Annotated in this window: 17 protein-coding genes; 10 read left to right on the forward strand and 7 right to left on the reverse strand. The window is 65.4% G+C overall.

What is annotated here, in order from left to right; translation table 11 throughout:
• Nucleotides 1–200: 200 nt before the first annotated feature.
• Nucleotides 201–1,727: an ABC1 kinase family protein gene (locus DRB17_RS10615; protein WP_241503809.1), complete on the reverse strand. Its 1,527-nt coding sequence runs from the start codon at nucleotides 1,725–1,727 to the stop codon at nucleotides 201–203.
• 522 nt (nucleotides 1,728–2,249) lie between these two features.
• Between DRB17_RS10615 and DRB17_RS10620 the strand changes: the two genes are divergently transcribed.
• A complete protein-coding gene (locus tag DRB17_RS10620) occupies nucleotides 2,250–3,005 on the forward strand; it encodes a class I SAM-dependent methyltransferase (protein ID WP_114582177.1) in 756 nt (251 codons plus the stop codon).
• A 36-nt stretch (nucleotides 3,006–3,041) separates the two neighbouring features.
• Here DRB17_RS10620 and DRB17_RS10625 read toward each other — a convergent pair whose 3' ends face one another.
• Nucleotides 3,042–3,914, reverse strand: coding sequence for a MurR/RpiR family transcriptional regulator (locus DRB17_RS10625; protein WP_114582178.1), 873 nt, complete (start codon nucleotides 3,912–3,914; stop codon nucleotides 3,042–3,044).
• A 216-nt stretch (nucleotides 3,915–4,130) separates the two neighbouring features.
• On the opposite strand from DRB17_RS10625, the gene DRB17_RS10630 reads away from it, so the two are divergent.
• From DRB17_RS10630 to DRB17_RS10665, 8 genes are all read left to right on the forward strand, one after another.
• Nucleotides 4,131–5,198 carry a TRAP transporter substrate-binding protein gene (locus tag DRB17_RS10630; protein WP_114582179.1) on the forward strand — a complete coding sequence of 356 codons (1,068 nt, stop codon included), beginning with the start codon at nucleotides 4,131–4,133 and terminating at the stop codon, nucleotides 5,196–5,198.
• 63 nt (nucleotides 5,199–5,261) lie between these two features.
• Nucleotides 5,262–5,540: a hypothetical protein gene (locus DRB17_RS10635; protein WP_161958781.1), complete on the forward strand. Its 279-nt coding sequence runs from the start codon at nucleotides 5,262–5,264 to the stop codon at nucleotides 5,538–5,540.
• A 237-nt stretch (nucleotides 5,541–5,777) separates the two neighbouring features.
• Nucleotides 5,778–6,512 carry an N-formylglutamate amidohydrolase gene (locus tag DRB17_RS10640; RefSeq protein ID WP_161958782.1) on the forward strand — a complete coding sequence of 245 codons (735 nt, stop codon included), beginning with the start codon at nucleotides 5,778–5,780 and terminating at the stop codon, nucleotides 6,510–6,512.
• 68 nt (nucleotides 6,513–6,580) lie between these two features.
• Nucleotides 6,581–7,936, forward strand: coding sequence for a glutamine synthetase family protein (locus DRB17_RS10645; protein WP_114582182.1), 1,356 nt, complete (start codon nucleotides 6,581–6,583; stop codon nucleotides 7,934–7,936).
• A 46-nt stretch (nucleotides 7,937–7,982) separates the two neighbouring features.
• On the forward strand, nucleotides 7,983–9,371 hold the full coding sequence (locus DRB17_RS10650; RefSeq protein ID WP_114582183.1) for an aldehyde dehydrogenase family protein: 1,389 nt from the start codon (nucleotides 7,983–7,985) through the stop codon (nucleotides 9,369–9,371).
• 18 nt (nucleotides 9,372–9,389) lie between these two features.
• Nucleotides 9,390–10,559, forward strand: coding sequence for an iron-containing alcohol dehydrogenase (locus DRB17_RS10655; protein ID WP_114582184.1), 1,170 nt, complete (start codon nucleotides 9,390–9,392; stop codon nucleotides 10,557–10,559).
• Nucleotides 10,560–10,723: 164 nt separating this feature from the next.
• Entirely contained in the window at nucleotides 10,724–11,224 is a 501-nt protein-coding gene (locus tag DRB17_RS10660) for a TRAP transporter small permease subunit (protein WP_241503810.1), read from the forward strand.
• Nucleotides 11,221–12,546: a TRAP transporter large permease gene (locus tag DRB17_RS10665; protein ID WP_114582186.1), complete on the forward strand. Its 1,326-nt coding sequence runs from the start codon at nucleotides 11,221–11,223 to the stop codon at nucleotides 12,544–12,546. The genes DRB17_RS10660 and DRB17_RS10665 overlap by 4 nt, the downstream gene beginning before the upstream one ends.
• A gap of 56 nt (nucleotides 12,547–12,602) precedes the next feature.
• Here DRB17_RS10665 and iadA read toward each other — a convergent pair whose 3' ends face one another.
• From iadA to DRB17_RS10685, 4 genes are all read right to left on the reverse strand, one after another.
• Nucleotides 12,603–13,769 carry a beta-aspartyl-peptidase gene (gene iadA, locus DRB17_RS10670; RefSeq protein WP_114582187.1) on the reverse strand — a complete coding sequence of 389 codons (1,167 nt, stop codon included), beginning with the start codon at nucleotides 13,767–13,769 and terminating at the stop codon, nucleotides 12,603–12,605.
• 69 nt (nucleotides 13,770–13,838) lie between these two features.
• Complete coding sequence (gene ectB, locus DRB17_RS10675) at nucleotides 13,839–15,656, reverse strand: diaminobutyrate--2-oxoglutarate transaminase (RefSeq protein ID WP_114582188.1); 1,818 nt, start codon at nucleotides 15,654–15,656, stop codon at nucleotides 13,839–13,841.
• A 132-nt stretch (nucleotides 15,657–15,788) separates the two neighbouring features.
• Nucleotides 15,789–17,822 carry a CocE/NonD family hydrolase gene (locus tag DRB17_RS10680; RefSeq protein WP_114582189.1) on the reverse strand — a complete coding sequence of 678 codons (2,034 nt, stop codon included), beginning with the start codon at nucleotides 17,820–17,822 and terminating at the stop codon, nucleotides 15,789–15,791.
• A gap of 151 nt (nucleotides 17,823–17,973) precedes the next feature.
• Entirely contained in the window at nucleotides 17,974–18,603 is a 630-nt protein-coding gene (locus DRB17_RS10685; protein ID WP_147274880.1) for an alpha/beta fold hydrolase, read from the reverse strand.
• Nucleotides 18,604–18,758: 155 nt separating this feature from the next.
• Here DRB17_RS10685 and DRB17_RS10690 point away from each other — a divergent pair, with 155 nt between their 5' ends.
• Entirely contained in the window at nucleotides 18,759–19,160 is a 402-nt protein-coding gene (locus DRB17_RS10690; protein WP_114582191.1) for a DUF3775 domain-containing protein, read from the forward strand.
• Between the two features lie 95 nt (nucleotides 19,161–19,255).
• Here the strand turns inward: DRB17_RS10690 and DRB17_RS10695 are convergent, their stop codons facing one another.
• Nucleotides 19,256–19,759, reverse strand: coding sequence for a BCAM0308 family protein (locus tag DRB17_RS10695; protein WP_114582192.1), 504 nt, complete (start codon nucleotides 19,757–19,759; stop codon nucleotides 19,256–19,258).
• Nucleotides 19,760–19,885 lie beyond the last annotated feature (126 nt).

Consider the following 19,885-nt stretch of genomic DNA (forward strand, 5'->3'; position numbering starts at 1 on the left):
TGGAGGCTGAAACGCCGCGCAGCCGCTCAATGGCAGCGCGCTGGCGTGGGGAGATTGACGCATTTTCGCCTTAAAAACGGATTAACTCGTAGCTTTTTTCGAGTCACGGTTGTTGTCTGTCGCCGCCGTTTTCCGCCGATCCAAGCCGCGCGACCCCTTCAACTAATCGTGAGCATCAACCTACGCGAGAATCCGGCCGCTCACGCGGGAAGCGGCACGCCACTCGCCTCCAACGCCTCTTTCTGGCGTTTCGCCAGGGCATCGGCATCGAAGTCCCGGATCATGTCGTGGAACATGCGGTGCCAGTTCATCTGGGCCTTTAGGTGCATGAAGACCGAGCCCAGGCCGATGGCCGCGCGGTCCATCAGCACGAACTCGCGCGGCGGCTTTACCCCGCCGAGGCGCTTCAGCTCCTTGTGGATCTTGTTCGCGAGCTCCGCCCCGTACGCCGGGCTGTTGTCGTCCTGGATCGGCCGCACCGCATCTTCCAGCAGGGGGCCGTAGAGGTACCTGGCCCAGAGGTTCAGGACCTCCAGCACCTCGGCGTTGAGGTTGACGAAGCCCCAGGTGGCATAGGCGTGCCGGGCCAACTCCTCGTCGCCGTTTTCCAGTGCCCAGTAGAGATCGATCACCCCCTTGACGAACTTTGGGCGGAAGGTGCGGATGCAGCCGAAGTCCATGAGGTTGATCGACTGATCGTCGGCGCGGACCGTGTAGTTGCCCAGGTGCGGGTCGCCGTGAATGACGCCGTAGTAATAGAACGGCACGTACCACGCCCGGAACATGTTGTAGGCGACGCGGTTACGCTCTTCCTGATCGGCGTGGTGGTCGACGAACTCCATCAGCCGCATGCCGTCGACCCAGGTCATCGTCAGCAGGCGGCGGGTCGACAGATCCGGCACCGGCTCCGGCACATGGACGCCGTTCTCGTCGGCCAGCATGCGGCCGTAAAGCGCCATGTGACGGCTCTCAAGGCCGTAGTCCAGCTCCTCGCGCAGACGGTCCGAAAGTTCCTGGTAAACGTCGCTGGTGTCGATGGCGTTGTCGTAGCGCCGGTAGATCGATAGCACCCAGCGAAGCTGCTGCAGGTCCGCGTCCACGGCGGACTGCATGTCGGGATATTGCAGCTTGCAGGCCAGCTTGCGGTCCCGGTCGTCGACCGCCAGATGAACCTGCCCCAGCGAGGCGGCGGCCACCGCCTCGTGGCTGAACTCCTTGAAGCGCTTGCGCCAGCCGGGGCCCAGCTCGCTGGTCATGCGCCGCTTGACGAACGGCCAGCCCATCGGCGGCGCGTTCGACTGAAGCTGTTGCAGCTCCTGGGCGTACTCGCGCGGCAGCGCGTCGGGGATGGTCGCCAGGATCTGCGCCGCCTTCATGAGCGGCCCCTTGATGCCGCCGAGCGCGGCCTTCAACTCGCTGGAATGCTGGGCGGAATCCAGCTCGACACCGAGATAGCGGTTGCCGACAATCTGCGCCGCCAACCCGCCGACGGAGCGCCCGACCTCGGCATAGCGCCTGATTCGGCGTCCGAGGTTCCGCCCCTCGCTGTCGCGCCCACCGGCACGCCGCGCCGCGCTCTCGGCGTCGTCGTAATCCTCGTCGCGATAGGGCGCGCCGGCCTTTGGAGCCATATCCGCCTGCGCCCGCCGCCTGCGGCGCCGGGCGCGGGACGACCCCTCGCCGTTGTCGTGCCGGTGGGTCTTGCCGTCGTTCGTGCGGTCGGTCATGCGCGATGGTTTCCTCTTTCCGCGCACAATGTTGGTCGACCCGGGCGCCCTGTCCAGCGCGGGCATCGCGGTTCGGCGGGTTTTGTCCAGCTTGCCGGAAGCGACGCCGCCCGATGAAGACGGCGGAGGCCGTCATGATGACGAATGATGACGTTTGCATACGGAAACGGATCGCCGGGCGCGGACGCTTGGCTCGAAGTCTTTGACCGCGGTATCGACACCCCCAAGCTTCGCCGTTGAAACACTGGCCACGAGTCTAGCGGGGGATGGCATATAGGTCAATATTCCTATTTTTGCCGTCAACCAGCAACGCCAAGATACAAAGGGAGGCCCCCATGCTGACAGCCGCGAAGCCGAGAGGCCGCACCCCTCTGCTCGCCTTGCGGCGAGCTGTCTCCCCTGCCAGGGGAGACGACTGGTGTCTGGTTTCCCCCAAGTCGCTCCCCGGAGGAGGAGCTGTCCACGAAGCGGACTGAGGGGGAGTCACTCCCCGCCCGACCGGCTTTATGTTAGAATCGGCGCATGTTCGCGGATATCGTCGAGTTGCGCGATTTCTATGCCGGGCGAACCGGTCAGGTGGCGCGTCACCTGATCCGCCGTCACGTGCGCGCGATCTGGCCCAGTCTTTCCGGTCAGCGCGTCCTGGGCCTGGGCTATGCCACACCCTATCTGCGGCAGTTCCGCGACGAGGCGGAGCGGGTCTTGGCGTTCATGCCGGCCCAGCAGGGTGTCCTGCGCTGGCCGCCGGAGGGGCCGAACGCGGTGGCGCTGAGCGACGAGGCGACGCTGCCCCTGCCCGATTATTCAATCGACCGCGTTCTCCTGGTCCACGCCCTGGAGCGGACCGAGCAGCTTCGCCCGCTCTTGGAGGAGGTCTGGCGCGTGCTGATGGGCGACGGGCGCCTTCTGGTGGTGGTGCCGAACCGCCGGGGCGTCTGGTCGCGGCTTGAGCGTACGCCCTTCGGCCACGGCCATCCCTACAGCGCCTCGCAGCTTGCGGGCCTGCTGCGCGAGCAGATGTTCATGCCGATGCAGACGAGCCACGCGCTGTTCGTGCCGCCGACGCGCACCCGCACCCTGCTTGCCACCGCCCCGGCGTGGGAGCGTATCGGCCAGCGCTGGTTCAACCGCTTCGGCGGCGTGGTGATGATCGAGGCCGGCAAGCAGGTCTACGCCCTCAACCGACCCCTCCAGACAGTGGCCTCCCACTCCCGCGTTGTGGTGCCCTTCCCGCGCGTCGTGCGGCCGACGGGCGCACGGTGGGGGGAGGAGAAATAGGCGACCACCCCTGGCGATCCGGTTTGCACCCCTGTCTCACACGAATTTTCTCAAGAGCCGTGTCTGGTCGAACAGGGTTTCCAAGTCGTTCATCCGCTCACGCGTGGCTTCCCAACGCAGGTTCTCGACGGCGGCGATCAATGCTTCCGAGATCATCATCATGACAACCGACGAGTCCCAGGCGGATGGCGCCTCGATGCGGCAACTGAATACGTGGCGCGCATGCTTCGCGGTTGGAGAGCCCCATTGGTCCGTGAACAGGACCACGATGACGCCCCGCTCGCTCGCCAATTCCGCGAAGCGGACCAGATTGTTCTCGTAGCGCCGCACGTCGAACACGATCAGGACGTCGCCCTCCTGCATGTTGAGCAAGATGTGCGGCCAACTGCCCGCGTGCGAAGTCGCAAGCGTGACCCCGCCACGGATGACCTGCAGGTGCGTGAAAAGGTACTCGGCGAGCGAGTGGGTTATCCGGCCGCCGGCGAGGTAGATGCCACGCTCGGGATCCGCCAGCAGGCCTGCCACGGCATCGAATCTGTCGGTGTCCAGCCGGCTCAGGGTCCGTTGCAGATTGGTCATCGACGCTTCGGCGAAACGGTTGAGAATGTGGGTGTCCGGCGCCCCCTCGGCCCACTGATCATGCTTGGCGATGGGACTCGATATCGTGGCCTCCAGCTCGGAACGCAGCGAGGCCTGAAAGTCGGGATAGCCACTGAAGCCAATCTTTTTCACCAGGCGCGCGACCGTGGGCGTCGAGACCTGCGCCTTCTTGGCCAGTCCGGTGATGCTGGACAGGCCTGCAACCGGGTAGTGCGCCAGGAGCACGTCCGCCAGTTGCCGCTCAGCACGCGTCAATGTGTTGAACTGGCTGCGCAGCACCTCGGCTACGGTCGATTGCTGTTCGTCCATTCCCAGCCCGTCCTCCACGATCTCCCGTTGACGCCCGCCGCGTTGGCGAATCGCCCAGAGTGAACCCTAACACTACGAATGGCGATTCTGAAAAAAGCTATTCAAGCCTGGACTCCTTCGGAAATTTTATGAAACACTTTTTGCGGTCGCGGCGAAAGCCGTGATCGGAAAACGACGTGAAACCGCGTTCTCGAAGGCCGCAACAGGGAGGCCTGCATGACCGATCAGAACAGAGTGACCAAACGGCAATTTCTCAGAACCGCCGGCACGGCATCCATTGCAGCGGCGTCGACAGCGATCGGCGCGCCTTACGTCAAGGCGCAGAGCCCGATTACTTGGCGGCTGCAGACCTACGCCGGTCCAGCGCTGGCGGAGAAGGTGATCAAGCCGTCGGTGGACGAGTTCAATCGGATTGCCGACGGTGAGATGAAGATCGAGTTGTACAACGCCAACCAGCTGGTGCCTCACGGCGAGCTGTTTCGGGCACTGCAAAACGGCACGGTCGACGCAATTCAAAGCGACGACGACTCGATCAATGCGCCGGTGGACGTCTCGATTTTCGGCGCGTACTTCCCGTTCGCCTCGCGCTACTACCTCGACGTGCCGGTGCTATGGAACTGGTACGGGCTGAAGGAGGTTTTCGAGGAAGCCTACAGCGAGATCGAGAACGTCACCTACCTCTCGACCGGCGCCTGGGACCCCTGCAACTTCGCGACCAAGACGCCGATCCGGTCGATGGAGGATTTCAAGGGTCTGCGGCTCTTCATGTTCCCGACCGTGGGCCGCTTCATGGAACGCTTCGGGGTGACGCCGGTGTCGATTCCCTGGGAAGACGTCCAGGTCGCGCTGCAGACCGGCTCGCTCGACGGCGTGGCGTGGTCCGGCATCGCCGAGGACTACAACGCCGGCTGGGCCGACGTGACCAGCTACTACCTCACGAACAACGTCTCCGGCGCCTGGGCCGGTTCCTACCTCGTCAACACGGAAAGCTGGAACAAGGTCCCCGAGCGCCTGAAGCGCCTGTGGCTGATGTGCATCGACGCCTCTCACTACAATCGCCTGCAATGGTACTGGTGGGGGGAGGCTTACTACCGTGTCCACGGGGACAAGCTGGAGACCACCTCGATCCCCGAGTCCGAGTGGCGCAAGGTCGAGGACGAGGCGTTCAAGTTCTGGGACGAGCGGGCGCAGGAGAGCGAGCGCAACGCCCGTGTGGTCGAGATCCTCAAGCAGTACACCGAGACGATGCGCAAGGCGGGCCCGCCATACCGCTACGGCGCGTAGCCGACGGACCCGCTCGAATCCCTGATGTCACGACCCCGCGCGCTCGCGGGAAAGGAGGACACCATGTTCCGCACCGTTTCGATCGCCGCCGCATCCGCCCTGGCCATGGTGGCCGGGCTGGCCGCGACGAACGCCGCCGTGGCCGCCGAAATGGAGAAACCTTCCTTCGAAACGGCCGACGAGAACGGCGACGGCAAGATCAGTTTCGAAGAAGCCAAGGCCCAAGGCTACGACAAGTATCAGTTCATTGCTCAGGACGTTAACCAGGACGGCATGCTGACCAAGGAGGACTGGCGCTACATTTCGCGCCGCAGCAACTTCGTCCTTGCCGGCGTTGAATAGGCCTGAGCGCAAGCGATCCGCATGGAGGCGGCCCCGTCACCCGGAAGGGATCGGCGGGGTCGTCTCCGGGCCGCACCGATTTTCCGGTGAGATGTTCCACCGCCGTCTCTCGACGACCGCGTTTTCGCGGCCGCGCGGCGAACTCCTGCGTGCCAGACGATGAGCCCTTCAGACACGAGACATTCGTTTTCGCAGCCCGCCGCACGCGTTCACGGTGCCGACGCGCCCACGCCAATCGTGCTTCTGTGCGACCATGCGACGAACGCGATCCCGGATGCGTTCGACAGTCTCGGCCTGACCCCGGCGCAGCTTGAAACACACATCGCCTACGATCCCGGCGCCGCGGCGCTCACGGTTGCCATGGCCGGAAAGCTCGGCGCCGCGTACGTCCTGTGCAACTATTCGCGCCTTCTCATCGACGTGAACCGCAAGCCGGATGACCCTGACAGCATCGTCGTCGAGAACGACGGCATCCGCGTGCCGGGCAACGCCGAAATGAGCGACGCCGACAGGTCGGCAAGAATCCGCGGCATTTACCAGCCGTATCACCAGGCGATCGACCAACTCCTGGACACCCGCCTTGAGACCCGGCAGACGCAACTCGTCATCAGCGTGCACAGCTTCACGCCACGGATAGGCGGAATGACGCGGCCCTGGGACATCGGGATCATCCTCAACCGCGACCGGAGGCTGGCCCGCCGGCTGGTCGGCCAATTGGTCGAAGGATGCGACGGCACGCGCCTCACGCTTGGACTCAACCGGCCGTACAGCCCCGATGACCGCGTTTATCATACAATTGAACGCCACGGCGAAGAGCGAGGCCTTCCCTGTGTCATGATCGAGATCGCCAATAACCAGCTGATGACGGACGCAGGCTGCGGCCAGTGGGCGGATCGCCTGAGCGCGGCGCTGCGGGCCGTGCTGCCGGATTTCTCGCACACGGACTCGAATTCACGGACTGCGCCACGGTAACGCGATCCACCCGAAAAACCGCCAATCGGACGGACGGCAACCAGAAGAATCCGCGGGAGAACATACCCATGCTGACGTTGGATGATTTGCGCAAGGAAGCAGAGGCCGGAACCATCGATACGGTTCTGGTCTGTTTTCCGGATATGTTCGGACGCCTGCTGGGCAAGCGGGCCACCGCGCATTTCTTTCTAGACTCGGTCGTCGAGGAAACCCACGCCTGCGATTACCTGCTGGCCTGCGACATGGATATGGAGCCGGTGCCCGGCTACAGGGCCGCATCCTGGGATCTTGGCTACGGAGATTTCGTCCTCAAGCCCGACGTTGGCACGCTGCGCCGCTGCGACTGGCTGGAGGGCACGGCGATCGTGCTGTGCGACCTCAGCGACGAGGCCGGCAACGACCTGGCCCATGCCCCGCGCCAGATCCTGAAGAAGCAACTGGCGCGCCTCGACGAGCACGGCTGGACAGCCAAGATGGGCTCGGAGCTGGAATTCTACGTCTTCAACGAGTCGTACGAGTCGGCCCGCGACAACACCTACGACAACCTCGCGCACGGCGGCTGGTACATCGAGGATTACCACATCTTCCAGACGACGAAGGAAGAGCCGCTGATCCGCGCGATCCGCAACCACATGGATCGCTCCGGGGTGCCGGTCGAGGTGTCGAAGGGCGAGTTCGGGCCGGGCCAGGAGGAGATCAATCTGAAATTCGCCGAGGCGCTGGAGATGGCCGATCGCCACACGATCTACAAGAACGGCGCCAAGGAGATCGCGCACGCGTGGGGCCAGTCGCTGACCTTCATGGCAAAATACGCGTTCGAGCACGCCGGCAACTCGTTCCACCTGCACAGTTCGCTGTGGGACAAGGCCCGCGATACCGCCCTTTTTCCGGACGAGGGCGATCCGAATGGCATGAGCAGGCTGTTCCGGCACTACCTTGCGGGTCAACTGGCGCTATTCCGGGAGATGACCTACTTTTTCGCGCCTTACGTGAACTCCTACAAGCGCTTCCAGGCGGCCTCCTTCGCGCCCACCAAGGCGGCCTGGAGCTTCGACAACCGCACCGCCGGCTTCCGCATCATCGGCCACGGCAAGGGCCGGCGCGTCGAATGCCGCATCCCGGGCGCGGACGCGAATCCCTACCTGGCCTATGCCGCAACCATCGCCGCCGGGCTTTACGGCATCGAGAACGAGCTTGAGTTGCCCGAGGCCTTTTCCGGCAACGCCTACGAGGCCGAGAATGTGCCGGACGTGCCGAAAACGCTGCGCGAGGCGGTCGAGGCACTGGACAAATCAGAGGTCATGCGCGCGGCGCTCGGCGACGAGGTGGTGGACCACTACGTCCACACCGGGCGCTGGGAGCAGTACGAGTACGACCGTCGCGTGACCGACTGGGAGCGTGTCCGACTGTTCGAACGCGGCTGACGGCGGTCGGACCGGAATCTTGCGAAGATAAAGAGGCGGAGCAGCCATGACCAAGCGCCTTCAGTGTATCTCGCCAATCGACGGGTCCGTCTACGTCGAGCGGCCATACGCAACCGATACCGAGGTGGAAGCGGCACTGGACCGCGCCGTCGCTGCCCAGCGCGCGTGGCGGGCGACGCCGCTCGATCGACGCATTGCCATCCTGAGTGACGCGGTCGATCGCATCGTTGCCGAGCGCGACGACCTCGGCGAGGAGATCACCCGATCAATGGGCCGGCCCATTGCGGCCTCGCCGAAGGAAGCCGATATCTTCGCCGAGCGCGCCCGCTACATGCTCGATGCGGCGCCGCGGGAACTGGCGGACATCCCGGTCGCCGACGACAGCGCGAAGCACCAGTTCATCCGCCGGGAGCCTCTCGGTGTTGCGCTGATCGTGGTGCCCTGGAACTACCCTTACATGACCGCGGTCAACGCGGTCTGGCCGGCGCTCGCGGCCGGTAACGCGGTGTTGCTGAAGCCCTCGGCGCAGACACCGCTGTCAGGCGAGCGCATGGCCCGGATCCTGCAGGAAGCCGGACTGCCCGAGGGAGTCTTCCAGTGCCTGCACCTGGATCGCGCCACGACCGCGCGCCTCGTCGCCGACCGGCGCATCGGGTTCGTCGGCTTTACAGGATCGGTTCCTGGCGGCCGCGCGATCCAGGAGGCCGCGGACGGCAACTTCCCGGGACTGGGCCTGGAGCTGGGCGGCAAGGATCCGGCCTACATCCGCCCCGACGCCGATCTCGAGCAGGCGGTCGACGGCACCGCGGACGGCGCCTTCTTCAACAGCGGACAGTCCTGCTGCGGCATCGAGCGGATCTATGTGCACGCCGACATCTACGACGATTTCCTGAGCCGATTCGTCGAGACGGTAAACGGCCTTGAACTGGGCGACCCGCTGAACCCGGAAACCTCGCTCGGCCCTCTCGTGCGGGCGGATGCGGCCAAGCTGGTGCGCCGGCAGATCGAGGCGGCCGTGGCGGCGGGAGCCACCGCGCATATCGATCCGCGCGCGTTCCCGGCGGCCAGCGACGGCACGCCCTACATGGCCCCGCAGGTCCTGACCGGCGTCGACCATTCGATGGCGGTGATGATGGACGAGTCGTTCGGTCCCGTCGTCGGCATCATGCGGGTCGCCGGCGACGAAGAGGCCGTGCGCCTGATGAACGACAGCCCGTTCGGACTCACCGCGTCGATCTGGACCAGGGACCTGGATGCCGCGCGGCGGCTGGGCGACGAGGTTGCGACCGGGACCGTCTTCGCCAACAAGTCGGACTACCTCGATCCCGCGCTGGCCTGGGTCGGCATCAAGGACTCGGGCCACGGCTGCACGCTGTCCCGGCTCGGCTACGCTCCGCTGACGCGTCCGAAATCCTTCAATCTCCATCGAATCTGAGACAGGGACACTGGATACATGAGTAATCCCACCGGAACCTGGACCTTTCCCACCACGATTCGCTTTGGCCCCGGCCGCCGGCGCGAGCTGCCGAACGCGTGCAGGGCGGCCGGCATGAGCCGCCCGCTGGTGGTGACCGACGCCGGCCTGGCCGACAACCCGATCGTCCACGAGACGCTGGATATCCTTAAGACCGGCGGATTCGACGCCGATCTCTACGCCGGCGTGAAAGGCAATCCCAGCGACGAGAACGTCACCAAAGGGGTCGAGGTGCTGCGCGCCGGCAACCACGACGGCGTGATCGCGTTTGGCGGCGGCAGCGCAATGGATGCGGGCAAGGCGATCGCGTTCATGACCGCGCAGAGCCTGCCCATGGAAGCCTTCGAGGACATCGGCGACAACTGGAAGCAGGCAAACGTTGAGGGCATCCTCCCGTCCATCGCGATTCCGACGACCGCCGGCACCGGTTCGGAGGTCGGGCGGGCATCCGTGATCCATATCGCCGCGGTGGACCGGAAAGTCGTGGTCTTCCACCCGGAGATCCTGCCCAAGCAGGTGATCGGCGACCCGGAGCTGACGACCGGCCTGCCGCAATGGGTAACGGCGGCCACCGGGATGGATGCCCTGGCGCATTGTCTGGAGGCCTACTGCGCGCCCAGCTTCCACCCGATGGCCCAGGGCATAGCCGCCGAGGGCGCACGAATGATCAAGGATGCGCTGCCGAGAGCGTATCGCGACGGCAACGACCTGGAGGCGCGCGCCCACATGCTGGCGGCGGCGATGATGGGGTGTGTCGCATTCCAGAAGGGCCTTGGCGCGATCCACGCGATCAGCCATCCGGTCGGTTCTCTCTACGATACCCACCACGGGCTGACCAACGCTGTCGTCATGCCTTACGTCCTGGCGTTCAATCGTGCGGCGGTGGAGTCGAAACTCGCGCGCCTGGGGGCCTACCTGGGGCTGGACGACCCGTCCTTCGACGGCATCATGGCCTGGGTGACGGAGCTGCGCACGGCGCTCGGCGTGCCGCATACGCTGGCCGACCTGGGTGTCGGGACCGACCGGATAGACCGGATCGCCGGGATGGCCGAGACCGACCCGACCGCCGGCGGCAACCCGGTACCGCTCAACAAGAACAATCTACGCCCTCTTATCGAGAACGCCATCGCGGGACGCCTGCCCGGCTGACGGCGTTCCGCCGAACGCAGCTTCACGTTCCGGACTTCGAAAGCGTGTCCGGGCTGCTACTCGACTGAAGAGTTTCAACGGAAAGCCGCGCATGGGGACGTGGCAGGGGATGCAGGCAACAAGGCGTGACCTGCGTGAAAAGGGAAGCTCGGATGCCAAAGCCCTTGAGACTTTACATTCGTGCCGTCGACGAGCTGTCCTACAGGCTTGGGCGCTTCGCGGTATACCTGATTTTCGTGATGATGGGCACGCTGCTCTTCGCGGCCCTCTCTCGCGTGCTGTTCAACACCTCCTACATCTGGCTGGTCGAGAGCATGCAGTTCATGCTGGTCGCCTATTTCCTGCTCGGCGGCGCCTATTCCATGCAGCTCGGCTCTCACGTGCGCATGGATCTGTTCTATGAGCGCTGGTCCGTGCGCACCAAGGCGACGGTCGATGCGGTTACCATCTGTTTCCTGATCTTCTACCTCGTGATGCTGCTCTACGGCGGCTGGTCCAGTGCCGAGTATGCGCTGAAGTACGGGGAAAACAGCCGCAGCGCCTGGGCACCTCCGATGGCGCCGATCAAGATCGTCATGTGCGTCGGCATTGCGGTGATGCTGCTGCAGTCGACGGCGCGCTTCCTGAAGAACGTGGCACGGGCGCTGGGAGAGGACGCCGAATGAGCAACGAACTCATCGCCCTCACCATGCTGGGGGGCATGCTGGTCCTCCTGTTCACGGGCCAGCGGGTCGTGGGCGCGATCGGTTTCGTGGCGGCGTCCGCGGCGCTGCTTCTCTATGGCACCGGCGGCAACCAGATGCCGTTCAACGCGGCGATGACGGTGCTGGACTGGTATCCACTCGTGACGCTGCCGCTGTTCGTCTACATGGGCTACATGCTCTCGGAATCCGGTATCTCCAGCGATTTGTACCGGATGTTCCACGTCTGGGCCGGCCCGTTGAGCGGCGGTCTGGCGATCGGGACCATCGGCGTGATGCTGGCGATCTCGGCGATGAACGGGCTCAGCGTCGCCGGCATGGCAATCGGAGCCAGCGTCGCACTGCCGGAGATGATGCGGCGCGGCTACAACAAGCTGATGATCACCGGAACGATCCAGGCGGGCAGCTCGCTGGGGATCCTGGTTCCGCCGTCGGTGGTGCTGGTGCTCTACGGCATCATTGCCAAGCAGCCTATCGGTCAGCTCTGGCTCGCCGGCATCATTCCCGGCCTGCTGCTGGCGACGCTGTTCGTGATTTACATCGCGATCCGTTGCTGGCTGCAGCCGCATCTGGGCCCGCCACTGCCCCTCCAGGAGCGTCAGGAGGTCAGTTGGCCGGAGAAGCTGCGCCTGCTGCGCGCCGGCATCACGCCCCTGGTGATCTTTTTCACCATGATGGGCCTGTTCTTCACGGGCGTTACAAGCCTGGTCGAAAGCTCGGCCGTCGGCGCTGGCTCGGCAACCATCGTCGCGGCGGTCAAGCGGCGCCTGACCTGGGACGTGACCCAGGAGACGATCCGCAAGACTCTGTCGATAAGCTGCATGTTCCTCTGGGTGATCATGGCGGCGCTGTGCTTTGGCGCGGTTTTCGACGGCCTGGGCGCAAAATACGCGATCCAGGGCCTGTTCCTGGAGGGCTGGCATCTCGGCCCTTGGGAGACGCTGATCATGATGCAGCTATCGTTCATCGTCCTTGGCATGTTCCTGGACGACACCGCGATGCTGGTGATCGTTGCGCCACTCTATGTGCCGTTGGTGATGCGCCTGGGGTTCGATCCGGTGTGGTACGGCGTGCTCTACACGATAACCTGCCAGATCGCCTATATGACCCCGCCCTTCGGCTATAACCTGTTTTTAATGAAGGCGATGGCGCCGAAAGGCATCAATCTGAGGGACATTTACCTGTCGATCATTCCCTTCGTCGCGATCATGGTGATCGGCTTGGCGATCGTGATGGCGTTTCCGGAACTGTCGCTCTGGCTGCCCGAGTTGGTTTACGGCGAATAGGAGGCGTGCCCTGAAACTGCCGCGGACCGGCTTTGACCGCCGGTCCGCGGCTGGACTCAAGCCTCGCTGGCGTAAACGCACTGCCCGCCCGCGAATGTTCGAATCGGCCGCATTTTGTCATCGAGCAGCGTGACGTCCGCGTCGAAGCCGGCAGCAAGTCGTCCCTTGCGCTCCTGCAGGCCCAGAACCCGCGCCACGTTTCCGGAGATCAGGCCAAGCGCCCGGTCGAGCGGCAGGACCTCTTCCAGGACGAGACGCTGCCAGTCCTCGATCAAGGCGGTATTCCGGGCGACGCGCATGCCCAGATAGCGGCCCTTTGCATCGAAATCCGGCAGGCTGCCGTTGCAGTCGGAACTCATGGTGATCCGTTCCACCGCGACGCCGCGCTTCAGCAGATCGCACACCGCCTGGAAACCCGACAGATCGTCCGGCCCCGGCGAATCGAAGGCCGTCACATCCACGCAGGCCCCGAAAGCCTTCGCGTAATCCGCCGCATCCTCCAGCAATGCGCGATTGCGGTTCACATGGGTCGGGATCACCTGCTCGGCCGGAATCTCGGTTTCGGACAATAAGCGCCGTAGCGGCGCCAGACCGCGTTCGCCGTCGCCGAGATGGAAGTGGCAAATGCCCCGCTTGCCGGCCAGCATGGCCCCGACGCGCGCGTCGCTGACCAGCCGTTCGATCTCGTCCTGCCGTGGCTGGCTGGAGCGGTGGTCGGAGATCGCGATCTCGCCCACCCCGATCACCTCGGGAATCCAGGCAAGGTCCGTCTGCACGTCGCCGGTCAGGGTGGGCGGCGGCACGCGGTAGGCGCCGGTGTACATGTAGGCGGCGATCCCTTCCGCGCGCAGCCCGCGCACCTTGGCCAGGAGATCGGCCGGGGAGCGGCTGATACTATCGGTTCCCAGAATGCCGACGACCGTCGCGATACCCCGGGCGGCGATCTCCGCCGCGGTAATCTCCGGGCAGCGCGTGGCGAAACCACCCTCGCCGCCGCCGCCCGTCACGTGGACGTGCTGGTCGATGAACGCCGGAACCGCGGTCAGTTCGCGGGCCTCCACGACCTCCACCGGCCAGCCGTCCGGCACGTCAAGGCCCCGGCCCAGCGCGGCGATGCGGCCATCGGCGATCAGGATGTCGGTCTCGTCCAGCGCTTCCGGCGCAAACACCCGGCCAGCGCGGATCAACGTCAGCAGGTTGCTATCATCGTATCGATCGGTCATTGCATGACCTTATCCCGGCGTCGGCCGTCATGGCGAGCCCGCACGTCCGTCCATGGACAGGCTGTCGGCTCAGCTTGCCGACGTGCCCGAAGCCTCCCCCGGCTCCATGGCCAGAGCGGCAACGGCATGCTCAAGCAGGTCGAGCCCGGCGGAAAGCGTCTCGTCGTCGATGACCAGCGGCGGCATCACCTTCACGACCTGGGAGCGCGCGCCCGAGGTTTCGGCGATCAGCCCGCGCTCGAAAGCTTGATGGACGATTTGCTTGGCCACGCCGTCCAGGCCGCACTCAAGGCCATGAACGAGGCCACGCCCATGGGCGCAGAGCTTCAGTTCCGGAAAGCGCTCCACAATGCCGGCAAGGCGTTCGGCGACCAGGGCGCCCTTTCGCGCCACCGCGGCGCTGAACGCGTCGTCGCGCCAAAAGATGTCCAGGGCCTCGGCAGCCGTCACGAAGGCGGCGTTGTTGCCCCGGAACGTGGCGTTGTGCTCGGCAGGCTCCCACACATCCAATTCGCGGCGGAACAGCGTCAAGGCAAGCGGCAGGCCGATGCCGCCGATCGATTTCGACAGGCACACGATATCGGGCACGATTCCGGCTGGCTCGAAACTGAAGAACGGCCCGGTGCGTCCGCATCCCATCTGGATATCGTCGACGATCAGCAGGACGTCGTTCGCCCGGCAGATCTCCGCGACGCGCTTCAGCCAGTCGAAGCTCGCGACATTGATTCCGCCCTCGCCCTGGACGGTCTCCACGATCACGGCGGCGGGATGGTCGATACCGCTGCCGGGATCGGCGAGGACGCGGTCCAGCAGATCGGCGCTGTCCCAGGTTCCGCCCAGGTAGCCATCGAATGGCAGATGCACCGTGCCGGCCAGCGGCAGACCGGCGCCATGCCGCTTGAAGCGGTTTCCGGTGGCCGCAAGCGCGCCCAGGGTCATGCCGTGGAAGCCGGCCGTGAAAGCGACGACGTTGTGCCGGCCCGTCACCTTGCGGGCCAGCTTGAGCGCCGCCTCCACCGCATTCGTGCCCGTCGGACCAGGGAACTGCACCTTGTAGTCGAGGCCCCGGGGCGAAAGGATGACCTCCTCCAGCGTCTGCAGCAGCCGGGCTTTCGCCGTCGTCGCCATATCCAGCCCGTGCAGCATGCCGTCGCCGGCCATGTACTCCATCAGGCGTTGCCGCATCTGGGGATGGTTGTGCCCATAGTTGAGCACCCCGGCCCCGGCGAAGAAATCGATATAGCGCCGGCCCTGCTCGTCCCACATCAGCGCCCCGGAAGCGCGCGTGAAGACCGTCGGGAAGTCGCGGCTATAAGCGCGCACTTCGGACTCCAGGCGCTCGAACAACCCCATGTCGCTGGGCTCCGGCTGTTTGCGCGCCCCGATGGGACCGATGCGCAGAAGCATCTCGGTCTCGTGCGCCTCGCCCTCGGGGAACGCGGCCTCGGGGAAGGCCACCTTCTGCTCCATGGGGGCGTTCAGGTACTCGGCCAGCTTATGGAACAGCCCCATCGACGCGTCGTTGCTGGGCGTCACCGTCGCCTCCACCCGCGAGATCCAGGCACAGGCCGGCCGGTCCAGGAGCTGGTCCAGCATGTTGAAGCCGAGTTTCCGCCCACGGAACGCCGGGTGCACGCCGATCTGCCACACGAACAGGACGTCCGGCGTCTGCGGCGGCGTATACGCCAGGACCGCGCCCGCCAGGCGGTCGCCCGCATCCGCCACGATGCAGGTATCCGCGAACGATCGGCAGAACATCAGGTAGCTGTAGGGCGAGTTCTCGGCGAGCGTGCCGGTGGCGCGCACGAGGCGCCAGATCGTTTCGCCGTCATCGATTGTGGGCTGGCGGTAGACGATATCGCTGGGGTTCGGCTGCTGGGCGGTCATGGCAATCTATCCCGGGAAAATCGGACAAGCGCCGACAGTCAGCGGCGGTGATGTCCACAATGAAGCGAGCCTAGTCCAGAACCCAGAGGCCGCCCATGAGTTGAATCAAGCCGGGGCGCCGCCGAAGGTCCGTCACGCGCAGTCGCGCGGGATCGAGACGTCCCAGTTGCGGCAGTACACGCGCTTGTCGCCCTCGTAGGCATCGAGCGTCGCCTGGATATGGAAGTGGGACGCCGTCGAGCTCAGGACGGTGTGCGTGCGCATGCTTATCGCCCAGTCGTCCCGCCATATCGCATGATCCCACACGGTCTCCCCACGCAGGCTGTCAAACTCGTCATCGCGCGAGGAATAGCGCTCCACCCCCTTGATGCGATGAACCAGGTCGGCGTGGGGAAGACGGAAGGTACCCAGGTCGTTGATGACCTCCAGCGTCGAAACGTCGCTGGCAAGGTCGCGGTGGACCAGCCAGTTCCGGTGCCCGGCCTCGATCTGGACTTTCTCCAGCGGCGCGGCCCCTTCCGGTTCGCCGAATTCGGGAAGCCGCCCGTCCTCGTCCCGTTCCGGGCGTTCGGGCAGTATCAGCCGGCTCTTGCCGGCATGAACCCGCAGGAACACCGGCTTCGGTGGCGGCCAGGCCAGCGGCCAGTAGGACGTCGACAGTGCAAGGCGCACCCGGTGGCCCGCGGGGAACCGCTGGGCGATCTCGTTCAGCCGCACGGTGACACGATAACGCTGGCCCGGCACCAGTGGCGCGGGATGCTCACTGCTTTCCCGATGGGTCAGGTTGAGCAGGCCGTATGTGACACGCGTTGCCTTGCCGTCGCTCGCAACATCCGAGAGCCGCGCGGCCACCATCGCGACCGGCTGGTCCGCCTCCAGCTCAAGATCCAGCACCGGCGCACCGCAGATTTCGAGAGCCTCCCCCAGGGGCTCCGTCTCGAAGACGAGCGCGCCACCATCTTCCTGCCGCTGATCGTGGGCAAGATCCGGTCCGGCGGCGTAGGAGCACCACTTGCCGGCGAACAGACCGAGCGTCAGCGGCGACTGGATATCCAACGGCACTTCCTCGCCGCCGCACTCCGGTGCCGCGTCGTCCGCGACGAGGCGTCCGGACATCAAGCGCAGCGGCCGTTCGCGGATAAGCGGGGATGGCCATTCCCGCTCCGCCACCCAGCGGCCGGGCCGGTGGGCATAGCTGGTGGTCGGCGGCACGCTGTCCTGCATCCACACGCGCAGCATCGGCTCGTCCATGATTCCGGTGTCGATGCACTTGAGCCAGTGATCCCACCATCGCAGCGCCTCCTGCAGAAAGCCGATGGCGGGACCGGGCACGCCAAGGTGCGGATACCTGTGGCTCCATGGCCCCACGAGACCCTTACGCGGCACCTTGAGATGCGCCAGCATGCGGAAAACGGCGTTGGAGTAGCCGTCCGCCCAGCCGCTGACCGCGTAGACGGGCACCTGGAGCGCCTCGTAGTCCTCGCAGACCGAGCCGTGCTTCCAGTAATCGTCGCGACGCTGGTGGCGCAGCCATTTCTCCAGCCACAGCCCACTGCCCTCCAGCCGCTCCATCCACATATCGCGCCAGCGTTCACCCACCAGCGCCGGGTCCGGCGGCAGGCTGCTGCGGGCGAACATGGTCGAGGCCCAGGAGAGATTGTCGCCAAGCAGGCAGCCGCCCATGTGGTGGATGTCGTCGGCGTAGCGGTCGTCGGTCGAGCAGAGGGTGATGACCGCGCCAAGCTCGGGCGGCCGAAGCGCGGCGATCTGCAAACCGTTGAAGCCGCCCCAGGAGATGCCGATCATCCCCACCTTGCCGTCGCACCAAGGCTGCGCGGCGATCCAGCGCAGGACGTCTAGGCCGTCGGCCAGTTCCTGCGGCAGGTACTCGTCCCTCAGCACGCCCTCCGACTCGCCTGAGCCGCGAAGGTCCACCCGCACCCCGGCATAGCCGTGCCCGGCGAAATAGCCGTGCATGATCGAGTCATGGACCGCTTCGTTGTCGCGCTTGCGGTAGGGGATGTATTCGAGAATCGCCGGAACCGGCGCCTCCTCCGCATCCGCCGGCAGCCAGAGCTTCGCCGCCAGCCGCGTGCCGTCGGACATCGGGATCCAGGCGTTCTCGATCACGCGGACACGGTGAGGAAACTCGGTAACTTCACGCATAAAGCCCTGCCCTTTCAGGAATCCGATGTCATGCGGCGAACCCGGAATGGAGACTGTAGATCCCTGTCCGGCTTTCCCCAACAAGGAGTCCGCATTCTCGCCGCCGGCGCCGTACCCGCACGGTATTTTATGCATGCGATCATGGATGCATTCAGCCGCAGGCGGCATCCTCGATCCGCGACCGGACGAAGGTTCCCGGCGAAGCCAGGGCGCTCAATTGCGAGACAAGCGAGCCCTGAACCGGGTCGGCATTCCAGGCAAGCGGCCCGGCCATCGAAACGAGTGCATCGCGAAACCGGCTGGACCCCGGCGCAAAGCAGAGCGGCGTGCCCAGAAGCACCAGCCCGGCCAGCCGGTGCGGATGCATCGCGGCGTGAACGGCGGCCAGCGTGCCGCCGAGCGAGTGGCCGATCAGGAACGGCTTTGCGCCGCCCGTTTCCGTGGAGACGATCCGCACGGCCTCGCCGATTCCATCGTCGGCGTATGCTTTCAGTCCCCCGCCGCGGTCGCTCATCGAAGGCGGAATCCACTCGACCAGGAAGACGCGAAATCCCTGGGCGAGGCAGTAGCGCACCGCGCTCACCTCGGGGGCGAGATCCCAGATGTACGGCCGCTTGATCGGTGCCGCGACGATGACCAGGGAAGGCGCTCCGCCGGATTTGCCGTAGTCACGCAGGCGCCAGCGCCGGCCCGACACCAAGCTGCGAGAGGGGCATTCCCTCGGGCCGAAGCCCAGCGCCTCCAGCGCTTCGCCCTGCGCCCGCCGAATGGCATCCATCATCACGTACACGGCCGTTCCGCTCGCGAAGTCGCCGACCAACCCTCGCGCAGGCGGCGCCGACTAGCCTTGACGCGAATCAAGGTCAGCCGGGGGTTATTGTGCTGATATCGGGAAGTTGGTCGAGATGGGCTGACGACCTGGGCAGGAGGCTGATCGTGCTGGACCATCTGGGCGCCGAGGATGCCAAGCGTATCACGGAACTGGCGCGCGCCGCGCGGCTGGCGCGTGACCGGATGATCGAGTACATGAAAGAGGCGCAACTGGCCGAGCCGCCGCCGGCCAAGGGACCGCACAACGCGGCCGCATCGCTTGCGTTCAACCCCTTGCCGGCCGACGACCCGTCCCTTTCCGCCTTGCGCGAAGCCATCGACGCGCTGCCGCAGCCGGCTCGAGAGGAGTTGCTCGCTCTCGCGCGTGTGGGCAAGGGCGACCATGCCCGCGACAACTGGGCCAAAGCGGTCAGCGAGGCCGAGGACGCCGGCACCGACATGCTTCTGGAGCGAGTCGATCTACATGACCAGCTCGCCAAGGGCCTTTACGAGCTGCGCCTCGCGTAGGCAGTCGCAAAGCGCGTGATCAAATCAGCCCGTGCCAGAGCCTTGCCAATGCTCACCACGCAGGGCCTGCAATGCTTCGCCGCGCCGTTTCGGCGCTAGGCCTCCCGCGACCACGCGACACGCAGCAGATAGGTTTCCTCTTCGTAATGGAAATCCAGCGTTCCGTTATAGGCCCTGTCGACCGCCTCGCCGATGCGGCGCGGAAGGTGGATATCTGTGGTCTTGATGACGAGCGCGCCATCTTCATGCTCGACGGCCATGATCCGGTGCAGCGGATGCTCGCCGTTCTCCAGCCCCTCTTCATGGCGGGCAAGGCTCAGGATCTCTTTCTCGTGAGCGCGCAGAAACCCACCTTCCAGACGAACGATCCCGGCGGGATAGTGGTCGTTGGTCCGCCGGCAGGCCGGGCACAGTTCCTCATGCGGATTTTCGGGCGGTTGGCCAGGCCATTGCCAGCGCCCATCCTGATAAGCGACGCCGCACTGCGGACAAACGCTGGGCTCCGGCAGCTTTGAGCGGACTTTGTAAGGATCGTGCTCATGCTCGCGGATCAAGCGGTCGCGACGTTGCCTTTGGCCAATCGGCGGCGTGTCGGTCATTTAAGAAGCCCTCACTATGAACTTGCACGGCCTCGGCGGCCGAACCAGCGCGGATCGCGTGCTGCCGACAGCGATGCTCGCCCAAATGCACCGCGAGCGCCTTGACGCGCATCAACGAGGGAGGTC

Source organism: Ferruginivarius sediminum, assembly GCF_003344765.1.
Classification (GTDB): domain Bacteria; phylum Pseudomonadota; class Alphaproteobacteria; order Kiloniellales; family Rhodovibrionaceae; genus Ferruginivarius; species Ferruginivarius sediminum.